Raw genomic sequence first — 12,597 nt, 5'->3', positions numbered from 1 at the left:
TTGCTCACCAGTCCTATTTGACAGAGAGCCTAAATAAAAAGAGAGAAGCGACATGATTACTTTGGTCAAAAGTAAGGATGCCGCTTCTCTCTTCTTTTACAAGGACTTACTTACAGTCCAAGTTTGATGATTCTTTAACACTAAATTTTGTTTACTTAAATCTCTGATCACATGACTGGCTTTTTCTCTCGATACACCTGCTAACTCACTTAACAGTGTCACAGTCATAATCTTATCTAGTTCGTAATAAGCACCTTGATCGTTTCCTACCGTTTCGCACATTACGCGCAATGTGTTTATCACCTTTTGTTCGGCATTACGACCAAGTAAAGCCATATTACGTTCAATGTTTTGGTTGGCTTCTGTACGTAATAAATCAAAGATTTTAATAAACGTATCTTCGTGATTTTTACATAAATATTCAATGACATTTTTAGGCACTCTGACAATCAAGCTGCTTGTGAGCGCTGTACATGATTCATGGTAATGATCAGAATGGAATAAATGATTTAAAGGAAACATATTAATCGGTCGGTTCAACATTAAATAGTCGTCACCGTTTTCGTTCAACATTTCTCTTGATACATAACCTTCTAATAATACATAGATACTATCCGCTTCTGATCCTTGATAATAAATCACTTGCCCTTTTTCATAGTTCCTGACATAAATCTCAGAAAGATGAGGAATGAGCAGCCCTGATGGTACCTCTAATATTTTCGATAATGCTTTAATCGACGCTTGATAATCTTCAGTACTATTGCTCATACACGTTCACCTCATCTCTTTCTCTCTTTTTCATGAATGTGTGTTGAAAATATAGTTTTAATTAATTGAGACAACTGAAATATCTGCCCTTTTTTCAACATGTGCAACGTGTTTATTGTATCATATTGCGTTCGCACACACATTCTTATGTATACAGATAGAAAGGCAGCTTACAGGATGTAGCGAGGTCCTGCAAGCTGCCATTTCTTTATCTGTTGTCAGGATTTCATGCGTCAGTAATTAGAAGACACTTACTGCGCCACTGAACAATCTTATTAAACCAAGAATGGCAAAGATGACAATGAATCCCATTAAAATGTAGTCTCTTGTGATGAATTTGATACCTTTGTTGCGTTGTACAATCCAGTAAACGAACAGACCAGGTACATATAGCAACATTGTCAGTAGCAAGTAGTCCACGCCTGCTGCGTAAATGAGCCATACCGCATAGATAGAAGCGATAATACCGATTGCCATTTGTAGGTTGCTTTTACGATCATACTGCAATGTATATTTGAACTGATAGAATGCACTGAATGCATATGGAATCAATATCGCACTGGATGCGAGTGAGAATGCGAATTGATACGCACTATCTGTAAATAACATACTGATTAAGAACAGTTGTACTAAGATGTTTGTGATTAGGAGTGAGTTGACTGGTGCACCATTTTTGTTTTGTTTCGCAAACCATTTCGGGAACATTTTATCTTTTGCGACGATGAATGGTAACTCACCAGCAAGCAATGTCCAACCTAACCAAGCTCCAAGTACTGAGATGATTAAACCAATGTTTGTCACAACTGAACCCCATGGGCCGACGATGTGAGCAAGTAAAGCTGCCATTGATGGACTGCTTAATTCAGAGATTTGATTTTGTTCGATAACACCTTGTGCAAGTACAGTTAATAAGAAGTAAATCACTAATACAATCAATAGACCGAGTACTGTAGCTGTACCCACATCTTTCTTCGTTTTCGCACGGCCTGAGAATACAACCGCACCTTCAATACCAGTGAATACCCATACTGTAATCAACATTGTACCTCTCACTTGTTCCATAATGTTTGAGAAGTTGATTGGTAATGCGATGTTGCCTTTCATTCCTGCAAAACCGGCCATAAACGTGTCAAAGTTAAATGCGACAATCATACATACAATTGCTAGGAAGATAGGAATTAACTTGGCAACTGTGACAATACTGTTGATTAGGGTTGCTGTTTCTACGCCTCGCAGAATCAGGAAGTGTACACCCCAAAGTAAAATGGAGGCTACGATAATACTTGGAAGTGTGTTGCCGCCTTTAAATATCGGGAAGAAGTTGCCGACTGCTGACATCAGCAACGTGGCATATGCAACGTTTCCTAAGAATGCTGCGAACCAGTATCCCCATGCACTGGAGAAACCGACGAAGTCACCGAAACCGGCACGTGCATAACTGTAAATACCGCCGTCTAAATCAGGACGTTTATTTGTTAAGTTCTGGAATACAAATGCGAGTGATATCATACCTACAGCTGTAATGATCCATCCGATGATAATTGCTAATCCGCCGGCATTGCTGCCCATGTCAGAGATAATATTAAAGGCGCCGCCGCCGATCATTGAACCAACGACCAGACCGATTAAAGCCGTTTTACTGAGTTTACTTTGTTCTCCGCTCATCTTCAAAACTCCTTTAATGCTTGAGACTCTCTCAAAGCATGTGTTGTCAATTTATTTATTTTTTGACGCTATACTGCTTTAATTGTTTTAAAGGGCCTGCGCCTCTTGCTATTTCCAAAATCATAGGCCATGTACAAACATGTCGCCGTGAATAGGTATCAAATTAAGTCAAAGCAGTATTCAATCTAAAGCCAGGCTTTAAGTGATGACGCTAAACTGCCTCTATTGATGCAATCCTTATCACTTAAAGCACTGTATACTTTAGAATTAGATATCTTCACGGTATAACGGTTGGCTCATGCAACGTGGGCCCCCGCGTCCGCGAACTAATTCACTACCTGTTACTTCGATAACTTTAATGCCTTTGTCGCGTAATAATTGGTTAGATACATAGTTACGGTCGTAAGTAACAACGACACCTGGACGGATTGTTAATGTGTTAGATCCGTCGTTCCATTGTTCACGAGGTCCTACGATGCGGTCACCGTCACCTGTCGGAATGAAGTCGATGTGGTCTAAATTCAACGCATCTTTTAATGTTTCTTTTAAGTTGTGTGTACGTGTGATTGTGATATCTTTGCCATCTTCAGTTGGTTCAAGTGTGAAGATATTCATGTCATCACCTTTTTTCTCGATAGCTGAGTGGATTGTGAATTTATCATAGTCAATCATTGTGAACACTGTATCTAAGTGCATGAATGCACGGGTATTCGCGATTTCAATCGCAACAACTTTTCTGATTTTTGAATCTGGGTTTGCAAAGATTTGACGTGCTAATTTTTCAATCGCTTGTGCTGATGTTCTTTCAGAGATACCGATTGCGATTACTTCTTCAGAAAGAACTAATTCGTCTCCACCTTCAATGTTGTGAGGTGAGTTTCTGTCTAACCATACTGGAATATCAGCATCTTTGAATCTTGGGTGATGTTTTAAGATATAAGTGATGAAGATAGACTCTCTGCGACGTGCTGGCCAGAACATACGGTTAACTGTCATACCATTACCTACTGACGCTTGTGGGTCACGTGTGAAGTAAAGGTTTGGCATTGGGTTCATGTAGAATGGATAAGAATCGTCCACATACTCTACTAAGTGTGCATGGTCTTGTCTTACCTCTTCTTTACGAACACCTGCCATTACTTTTTCGATTAAGTCTTCGTTATTTAATGTTTCGAATAACTCTTTTACTTCTTCTTCATGGCCTAATAATGTATCTTCAGATTCCGCTAATACATCTTCAATAAATTGTTCACGTACTTTTGGATCTTCAATGGCTTCTGCAGCTAATTTTTCTAAATAAAGCACTTCTACGCCTTCGTCACGTAGCACTTGTGCAAATTTGTCATGCTCTTCTTGTGCTACTTTTAAATACGGGATATCATCAAATAATAATTCTCCTAAATACTCAGGTACTAAATTTTCTAATTCTTTACCAGGTCGTTTAAGTAATACCGTTTTTAATTTACCGATCTCACTGTTTACTTTAATTGGATGTTCATTCATTTGTGAAACCTCCTTGTTTTATTTATCTATATTGTAAGCCCTTTCAAATGATACTCATGTGAATTAAATCACATTACAACTGTTGTACTTTTCACACTTATCTTTTTATTCATTACATGTTTCTGTATATTTAATACATTTATATGGGGTTTACATGTATAAACTATGAATAATAAGCGAATTTAATGTGCTTGAAATCCCAAAGAAAAAAATTTATTCATTTTTTAGAGAATATATACATTATGTTTCATAAACCGTGTCAGTGTGGTCCTTTTAACAATGCATCTCAGTCTTAGTATTTTGAGACATAAAAAAAGAACCAGCATAAAGGTCCAATATAAATCCCTCCTTATGTGGCTCTACCCGTATTTGATTAAATAACCGCTTCTTTACAAAACTTTAAAATTGTACCAAACTGCATAAAAAAAGAAAACCACGGTGTGGTTTTCAATACTTACTAATATGTTCTCTCTTCATACCTATTTCTTATAAACCATCCATTATCTATCTTACTTTAATCTCTATACACGGTTGATGCGCTGTATTATATACACTCATATGCGTATAACTGTCTTTTGAATCCACTTGAATGTATAACCATTCATCTTTTATGATCATCTGTTTATATTTAATGTCTAACTTGCGGTAATCTTTTAATTCATAATCACGCGATGCTACTACCTCTAATGCTTTCATTACCACAAAATCTCCAGGCATCACATCCTCTTGCCAATGAATAGGATTATAATCAGAGACTGTTTTTAAATACGTTTCAACATCACCCCACTTTATTTCTAACGGTAAAGCTTGGGCTGGCAAAGAAAATGTTTCTTTAACGTTAAGTGTTTCAGATGATGAGGATTGTTGATGAAATGTCTCTTTCATAGTAACAAAAGTTGTTTCAATCTCTATCCATATATCAGCGCTATCCGTTGCGGTAACTGTAAGTAAATAACGTGATTGCTCAAAGTGTTTAAGGGCCCGTTGATCTATTAATTTAAGTTCAGCTGTATAAGTCTTTCCTTCTATTAAAGAATGATAACGATGGATACGTTTCTGTCTTAAGATAAAAGAATGTTCAGCTGATACTTGAAAGGGTTCAAAACGATGCCAAATATCTGTTAAATAAAACGCATCTAAAGGAATAGAAGCGTATTGCGACGATAATTTCCAAGTAAATGTCTGTTTCATTTAGTGCTCTACCTTCTCAAATAAAGTCGAAATACCTAATCCGCCACCAATGCCCATTGTAGCTAATGCATGATTTCCAGGGAAATACGTAAGAATAGAAATCAGTCGTGCGACTAAATTTGCGCCGCTTGCGCCATATGGATGTCCTTCAGCGAGTGCACCACCAAATGGATTCACTTGTTTTTCTTCTATACCAAGCAAGTCCATAGAAGCGAGTACTTGAGAGCTGAAAGCTTCATTAAATGCGACCCAATCCATATCTGAAATAGATAATCGATGTCTCATTAATAGTTGTTCAGTCGCAGGGACAGGTCCAATACCTAATAATTTGGGATTGACTCCTGAGACCTGTGCATCTATAAATTTCAATTGACCTTTTAACCCGAGTGCTTCTGCTTTTTCACGTGACATAACTAACGCTAACGCAGCACCGTCACTTTTAGGACAAGCATTGCCGACAGTGACTGAGCCTGCATCGAACAGCGGTTTCAATCGTGCTAAACGTTGTGCAGACATCTTTTGTTTGGGTGCTTCATCTTGTGTTACTTGTTCACCACGAATCGTTAAAGGTACGATTTCACGTTGGATTTGTGATAAATGTTCAAAGTATTTTTTATGACTACGTGCCGCAAAAGCATCTTGACGTTCACGAGCAACTTGATAAACTTGCGCTACATTTTCAGCTGCTTCTAACATGCTTGGATCTCCCATAGATTCTGGGGTAAAAGGCGCACGTTCATATATTTCCGGCGGGTGTTTCTCATACAGCGATTGCGGTTTTTGAATTTTCCATGGTGCTCGACTTGTTGATTCCACTCCTCCTGCAAGATAAATATCTCCTGCACCGGCTTGAATCATACGACATGCCAGGTTGATTGCTTCTAAACCTGACCCGCATTGGCGATCTATCGTCATACCTGGAATATCAGAAGAGAGTCCGGCATGAAGTAATGATTTACGCGCGAGATTACCGCCGTTACCTACTGTATTACCAATGATGACATCTTGTATATTTGAAGCGATAGACGGATGCAGCTGTATCAATTCATCGATAAGCGGCTTGAGTAAAGCTTCAGGTTCTAAATGTTTAAAGATACCGCCATACTTGCCTATTGGTGTTCGTTTCGCTTCAATAATGACTGCTTCTCTCATTTTTCTTTCCTCCCATAGCGTTCATCCATCTCTTTACGTGCGATTTTTCCGCTATTCGTCCATAACATTTCTGGTACTTCAATAAAGCGCATCGGTACTTTATAACGTTCTAAATATTGACGTAAATCACGTTTTATCTCTCGAATCGTTATAGGTTGTTTTGTTTGGTAATACGCAATCAACACTTCTCCTAACTCATAGTGCCTTTCACCTGTCACCATAACGTGTTGGATCGGTGTCGTTTCTAAAATTACACGTTCCACTTCTTCAGGATAGACATTCATTCCGCCCACAATTACTTTATTATTGACGCGTCCTTCTAATATCAGTTCTTGATCTTCTGTCATTTTTGCGTAATCACCTGTCGCAATAGTGTCTTGATTAGAGATGCTTTCTCCATCTACATAGCCTGAAAAGACCATATCACTTTGTACATGAAGCTGTCCGATTTGAGTAGGGTCAGACAATTTCTGTCCAGTGTCATCAGTTAAAATAACTTTAACGCCTTTGAAAAGTTTCCCGACATTCTTTGGCGCATAGTCTGTCACGTGATGATATGAAATAAAACTCGCTTCACTTGTACCGAAGAATTCAATAACTTGTGATTTCGGCATCCTTTCTTTAAAGCGTTTAATCGTATGCGGTTCTAATTTCGCACCTGACGTTAGAAATGTCACAGAGATATCTCTTAACTTTTTGGTGTTTAATTGTAAAATTTGTTCTAAAACCGAAGGTACAATAAAGACGACAGCCTTTGGATGCTCGATAAGCTGATGAAATAATTGCGCAGGATGATAATCCATCTGCATATAACACGGACAATGAGCATGGTACGCATACATCATGGCATAAAGGGTCAGTGAATGCGCAATTGGACCTGGCGCAATTACGCATGAAGGTGGTGCGTTTAAGATATCGTCATTCGCATCATAACTGACTAACCAAGAGTACCTATTACGATAATATGCTTTTGGCATGCCTGTCGTACCAGAAGTAAAACCGATGTGCAATAAATCATCAGTCGGTGATGTCACCTTTTGTGAGGAAGGTGTTTCTGCTTCATTTAATTGTTCAAGACGTAGTGAATTAACACCTTCAATCTTCTTATCAGCAATCACATGTGTAATCTGATAATGATTTAAAATTTGATGTAGTTGTTCAGACGTCCACTTCGCATCTAACACTACCGGTAAATAACCGTTAGATTGTACAGCGAGATAAACACGCAAGAATTGTGCCGGATCTTGAATTAATATACCAATACTTTTTGTTTGGTTTGCCCATTGTGCAATGTAGCCACGATCTATGTTCAACACATCATTTAATTGTTCTTTTGTTAATCGGCTTGCTTCGGTTTGAATGACGATATCAGACATACAGACCACCTTTCCTTTAATAAAATTTATTTCAAAGCAGTTTAATTTTATCATAGTGCTATTGAGAAAGAATGAGTTAGCTTTATAATCTATCCACCACACAATCCAATTCATTATTCTTTTGTATGCAAAATTATTGTATACTAATTATGAACGAGGATTTTACAGTGTTTAGATTTGGACGGACGACCTTCGTAACCTCACATAAACTCGAATCTTTCCTCACTATCTATGAATTTTCATCTTGAGAACAAGGGGGCATGTTTATGGAACAAGCTCACAGAATTTTAAGTATTTATACGCGTTTGCTTCAACAAAAGGTTGTAAATAAGTATGAGCTGTCTAACGAATGGGGTGTCTCTTCAAGGACAATACAAAGAGATATCGATAATATTCGGAATTTTCTTTACGATACAGACGAATGGCATGGTTATCGTAAAGAGATTACCTACAATCATAAGTTAGAATCTTATGAAATGGACAGTTCCAGTTCAAACCATGAAGTCTCACTTTACTTTTTGCTGACGTTGTTAGAAACCGTTTCACCTGATATTGATCAACATCTTTATAATTATTTAGAATTACTGATTGCGACTTTCCATACGCAACATGAAAGCGAATTACGTTCACATTTGTCTAAGTTGAAAGTAGGCAAACGTTTCGATGAACTCAATCATATTGTGACTGCTTCACGTGCAATCAATAAATCTCAAAAGCTATATACTGATAACCACCAAGAGATTACCCCTATCGGCATTCAATATTATAACTTTACATTCAACCTAATTTATAAGATGCATGATCAAATCCTTTCTACTGACTTAAAACAAAAAGTTGTCACTTTCAGTCCAAACCACTTCCATGCACAATCCGTCTATAACTCTATAGAATGGGTCACATTTGAACTCGTGCCAGAACTCTATGAATTGATTCGACATCGTTACCAACACAAAATCATTAAATTAGTTAATAAAAAGTATTATGTCATTCGTATTAAAATGTGTGTTGAAGATGCGATTAACTTCTGTTTCACTGCACGAAATCAAGCACGGCTTGTCGGACCTGAAAGTACATATCAAATTGTGATGAAAGAATTGTTGAAACTTCAAGAAACATACTTATTTACTCGACTAAGCGCAAATGAATATTAACATGAAAGCTGTATGTTCAATTTGGACATGCAGCTTTTTTGTCGAAACTTATAATGAGTTTCTTCCTATATTAATAGCCACTTTCTGTTTATTCTATCACGCTTTCACTTTTTCTTAATCATTTTAACTTTCCGTTTAAACATATAGTCATCAGATGACATAATGCGTCATACCATGTGGATAAGTCGTGTGCTTTATTTATGAAAAGCGCATTCATTTTTCTGATAAATGAAAATTTATGTCTACACCTATTATGTAAAATAAATGTATAAGCAATATATATTTTTTTCATCTTAGTAAGTCTATCAAAGTATATGCATATTTATTATTAGGAGGATTAGAAAATGAAAAAGAAACAACTATTTTCTTTACGTAAGCTATCTGTGGGGATTGCTTCAGTATCACTTGGGACATTAGTATTTTTAGGCGGAGGACAAACAGTAAGCGCTGAAACACAAGATTTAAATCAAAAAACTCAAGAAGCTTACAACACGATTAATAACTTACCGAGTTTAACAGATGCTGAGAAAGATGCGTACAATCAACAAATTTTAGAACAAAGCGGACAAAACAACTCAAACTTTGATGCGATTTTAGCTGAAGCTCAAAAAGATAATACACAAGCAGCTGAGGATATTAACTATGCTTCTCAAGATGCTTACAATATTATCAACAACTTACCTAGCTTAACTGATGCACAAAAAGATGCGTATAACCAACAAATTCTTGAATCAGCTGGTGCTAACAACACTGACTTCGACAAAATTTTAGACGAAGCACAAGCTACCAATGATCAAGCAGCACAAGATATCAATCAAGCTTCTTTAGATGCTTACAACACGATCAACAACTTACCTAGCTTAACTGATGCGCAAAAAGATGCATATAACCAACAAATTCTTGAATCAGCTGGTGCTAACAACACAAACTTCGACACTATCTTAGCAGAAGCTCAAAAAGTAAATGATCAAACAGCTCAAGATATCAACCAAGCTTCTCAAGAGGCTTATAACACAATCAATAACTTACCTAACTTAACAGATGCTCAAAAAGATGCATACAATCAACGCATCTTAGAAGTTGCAGGTACAAATAGCACTGACTTCGATGCGATTTTATCAGAAGCTAAAGCTGCTGATGCTCAAGCTGCTAAAGAAACACCTGAAGCACTAGAAGCATTAAACAAAGCAACTCAAGATGCATATAACACAATTAACAACTTACCTAATTTAACAGATGCACAAAAAGATGACTTCAACCACCAAATCTTAGTTGAAAGTGGTCAAAACAGCACAGAAAAATTTGAAGCTATTTTAGCTGAAGCAAAAGCTTTAGATGCTAAACAAGCACCAGTTGAAGAAGACAAAGCTGACGATAAAGAAAAACAAGAAGATTCAAAATCAGAAGATAAAGCTACTGAAGAAGAAGCAAAACCTGAAGACAACAAGTCTGAAGAGAAAGCTGATCAAAAAGAACAACCTAAAGAAGATGCTAAAACTGAAGGTAAAGTAAAAGAAGAAAAAACACCTGAAAACAAAACAGATGAAAAAGCTGTAGAGAAAGATATTAAAAAAGCTGCGGATGAAAAAACTTCAGTAAAAGAGAGAACTAAAGCAGCTCATGATGCAGTGAACGAATTAGAAAATTTAACTCAAAAACAAAAAGACGCTTATATCGCACAAATCGATAAATCAGCTAAAGAAGATAAAGGTGCACAATTCGAAGCAATCTTAACAGAAGCTAAAGCAGAAGACGCTAAAGTTGCGAAAGAAAATGCGAAACCTAAAGCTGATGCAAAAGAATTACCAGCAACTGGTGAATCAGACGAAGTACTATTTGGTTTATTATCTGGCTCTTTATTTGCAAGCGCAGGTACTTTATTCTTATTAAACGCACGTCGTAAAGAAAGTAAGTAATATTTTTCTTCTATCTAACATTATAAAAACTCCCCTATCTCAAACAACCCGGTAGAAATATCTATCGGGTTGTTTTTTCTGATTCTAAGGAGAAACTTAAAAAGTAAGTTAAGATAGTTCTTCTAAATCTTTAATTTATACACATTAAACCATTAAATAATTTTCGAAACTCTATAAAAGACATATTGTGTCATACTAAATGTAAAAGGCACGTCTAAATTTACAGAAAATTTTCACACTTATTTTTTAAGTGAAGCATCATGTCTATATACGTAGTGTAAAATATATGCATATCTATAAATAACCTATCATATTGTCATCACTACTATGCATAGTCACATTAGGAGGAGAAATACATCATGAAGAAAAAACAACTATTTTCTTTACGTAAATTAACAGTCGGTATCGCATCTGTGTCATTAGGAACAGTAGTATTTTTAAGCGGAGCGCAAGCGGTTGATGCTCAAGCCAATGCGCAAGATGCTACAACTATTACACAAAACGCTTATAACGTGGTAAATAACTTACCAAATATTTCTGATAAAACAAAAGATGCTTATATCGCAAAAATCACTGCTGCAGCTGGTAATAACAAACTTACTGATGTTGAAGGCATTGTAAACAGCGCTAAAGCTGAAGATGCTCAAGTTGCAACTGCTAAAAAAGTTGCTGCTGAACAAGACGCTAAAGCTGTTAACCAACAAGTAGAACTTGCTAAAAAAGTTGCTATTGAAACAGCTAAAAAAGATCATGCTCAAAAAATCGCTAACGCTAAAGCTGAAATTTATAAATTAGAAAACCTTTCTAATTTTACAAAAGCTAGATACAGCGCAAAAATTACTAAAGCAGCTACTGATGAAATTGCAGGATTAGTTCAAAACGCTAAAGCTGAAGATGCTAAAATTGCAACTGCTAAAAATGCAGGTAAAGAACAAGCTAAAGCTGACGCTGCTGCTAAAGATAAAGCTGTTAAAGCTTTAAACCAAAAAACTGCTGATGCTTATCAAGTAATCAACTCTTTGAAAAACATCACTGACAAACAACAATTAAGCTTCTTACATCAAGTTGAAGTAGACAGCGGTACTAACAACGGCGAACGTATCGATGCTATCGTTGCTGATGCTAAACAATTAGACGCTCAATTCGCTTATGATAAAGAACAAAAAGCTAAAGCTGAACAAAAAGCTGCAAGAGAATTAAATACTTTAACTCAAGTTGCTTATAACACAGTTAACGGCTTACACAACTTAACTGATCAACAAAAAGATGCATTCAACAAACAAATCTTACAAGACAGTGGTAACAACAACGGTCATAACATTAACAATATCGTTGCTAATGCAAAAGCTTTAGATGAACAAAATGGTAACGCTAAACATGCTCGTGAAGCAGGTGCTAGCACTGTTGAACAAAAAGACAAAGCAGTTAGAGAATTAAACACTTTAACTTCTGTTGCTTATAACACAGTTAACAATTTACCAAACTTAACAGATGCTCAAAAAGATGATTTTAACCATCAAATCTTAGTAGATAGCGGAAACAACAACGGTCAAAAAATTAATGACATCGTTGCTGCTGCTAAACAAAAAGATGCTGAAAGTGCTCAAGCTAAACACGTTCGTGAAGCAGCTGCCAACACTAACCTTCCAGCAGACGTAGCTAAAAAAGTTAAAGCAGCTCACAATACTGTTGAAGCTTTGAAAAACTTAAAACCAGAACAAAAAGCTGCTGCACATCGCAAACTTAACGAAGTAGCACGTACAGATGCTAAAGCTATTGATACTGTTGTAGCTCAAGCTAAAGAATTAAATGCTAACCAAGCACCAGGTAATAACGAAAGAGCTAAACAAAAAATTGAAACAGCTCAAAAAGCTC

9 protein-coding genes are annotated in these 12,597 nt (G+C 36.5%); 3 read left to right on the top strand and 6 right to left on the bottom strand.

What is annotated here, in order from left to right; genetic code table 11:
* Positions 1 to 96: 96 nt before the first annotated feature.
* The 6 genes from HMPREF2846_RS13270 to HMPREF2846_RS13245 form a co-directional block, all read right to left on the bottom strand.
* Entirely contained in the window at positions 97 to 768 is a 672-nt protein-coding gene (locus HMPREF2846_RS13270) for a Crp/Fnr family transcriptional regulator (RefSeq protein WP_070626830.1), read from the bottom strand.
* Positions 769 to 1,008: 240 nt separating this feature from the next.
* Positions 1,009 to 2,433, bottom strand: a complete 1,425-nt coding sequence (arcD, locus tag HMPREF2846_RS13265; RefSeq protein WP_002479925.1) for an arginine-ornithine antiporter — start codon at positions 2,431 to 2,433, stop codon at positions 1,009 to 1,011.
* 267 nt (positions 2,434 to 2,700) lie between these two features.
* Positions 2,701 to 3,936 carry an arginine deiminase gene (gene arcA / locus HMPREF2846_RS13260; protein ID WP_070626829.1) on the bottom strand — a complete coding sequence of 412 codons (1,236 nt, stop codon included), beginning with the start codon at positions 3,934 to 3,936 and terminating at the stop codon, positions 2,701 to 2,703.
* A 504-nt stretch (positions 3,937 to 4,440) separates the two neighbouring features.
* On the bottom strand, positions 4,441 to 5,127 hold the full coding sequence (locus HMPREF2846_RS13255; RefSeq protein ID WP_070626828.1) for a hypothetical protein: 687 nt from the start codon (positions 5,125 to 5,127) through the stop codon (positions 4,441 to 4,443).
* Positions 5,128 to 6,279 (bottom strand): thiolase family protein, encoded by a 1,152-nt coding sequence (locus HMPREF2846_RS13250; protein ID WP_061055206.1) that lies wholly within the window; start codon positions 6,277 to 6,279, stop codon positions 5,128 to 5,130.
* On the bottom strand, positions 6,276 to 7,655 hold the full coding sequence (locus tag HMPREF2846_RS13245) for an AMP-binding protein (protein WP_070626827.1): 1,380 nt from the start codon (positions 7,653 to 7,655) through the stop codon (positions 6,276 to 6,278). The genes HMPREF2846_RS13250 and HMPREF2846_RS13245 overlap by 4 nt, the downstream gene beginning before the upstream one ends.
* A 266-nt stretch (positions 7,656 to 7,921) precedes the next feature.
* Between HMPREF2846_RS13245 and HMPREF2846_RS13240 the strand changes: the two genes are divergently transcribed.
* From HMPREF2846_RS13240 to HMPREF2846_RS13230, 3 genes are all read left to right on the top strand, one after another.
* Positions 7,922 to 8,806 (top strand): helix-turn-helix transcriptional regulator, encoded by an 885-nt coding sequence (locus HMPREF2846_RS13240; RefSeq protein ID WP_023015545.1) that lies wholly within the window; start codon positions 7,922 to 7,924, stop codon positions 8,804 to 8,806.
* A 344-nt stretch (positions 8,807 to 9,150) separates the two neighbouring features.
* Positions 9,151 to 10,722: a YSIRK-type signal peptide-containing protein gene (locus HMPREF2846_RS13235; RefSeq protein WP_070626826.1), complete on the top strand. Its 1,572-nt coding sequence runs from the start codon at positions 9,151 to 9,153 to the stop codon at positions 10,720 to 10,722.
* 359 nt (positions 10,723 to 11,081) lie between these two features.
* Positions 11,082 to 12,597, top strand: a 1,516-nt coding sequence (locus HMPREF2846_RS13230; RefSeq protein WP_141751898.1) for a YSIRK-type signal peptide-containing protein, incomplete at its 3' end; no start/stop codon positions are given.

Origin of the sequence: Staphylococcus sp. HMSC056G08, assembly GCF_001812305.1 — a bacterium.
Lineage (GTDB): Bacteria > Bacillota > Bacilli > Staphylococcales > Staphylococcaceae > Staphylococcus > Staphylococcus simulans.
Note: the sequence above shows the minus strand (reverse complement) of the source record. Positions and strands in the feature narration are given on the sequence as shown.

Excerpts from the sequence above, each read along its gene's own strand:
- HMPREF2846_RS13270 (WP_070626830.1), bottom strand. The coding sequence starts at position 768 with ATGAGCAATAGTACTGAAGATTATCAAGCGTCGATTAAAGCATTATCG.
- arcA (WP_070626829.1), bottom strand. The coding sequence starts at position 3,936 with ATGAATGAACATCCAATTAAAGTAAACAGTGAGATCGGTAAATTAAAA.
- HMPREF2846_RS13255 (WP_070626828.1), bottom strand. The coding sequence starts at position 5,127 with ATGAAACAGACATTTACTTGGAAATTATCGTCGCAATACGCTTCTATT.
- HMPREF2846_RS13235 (WP_070626826.1), top strand. The coding sequence starts at position 9,151 with ATGAAAAAGAAACAACTATTTTCTTTACGTAAGCTATCTGTGGGGATT.
- arcD (WP_002479925.1), bottom strand. The coding sequence starts at position 2,433 with ATGAGCGGAGAACAAAGTAAACTCAGTAAAACGGCTTTAATCGGTCTG.
- HMPREF2846_RS13245 (WP_070626827.1), bottom strand. The coding sequence starts at position 7,655 with ATGTCTGATATCGTCATTCAAACCGAAGCAAGCCGATTAACAAAAGAA.
- HMPREF2846_RS13240 (WP_023015545.1), top strand. The coding sequence starts at position 7,922 with ATGGAACAAGCTCACAGAATTTTAAGTATTTATACGCGTTTGCTTCAA.
- HMPREF2846_RS13250 (WP_061055206.1), bottom strand. The coding sequence starts at position 6,279 with ATGAGAGAAGCAGTCATTATTGAAGCGAAACGAACACCAATAGGCAAG.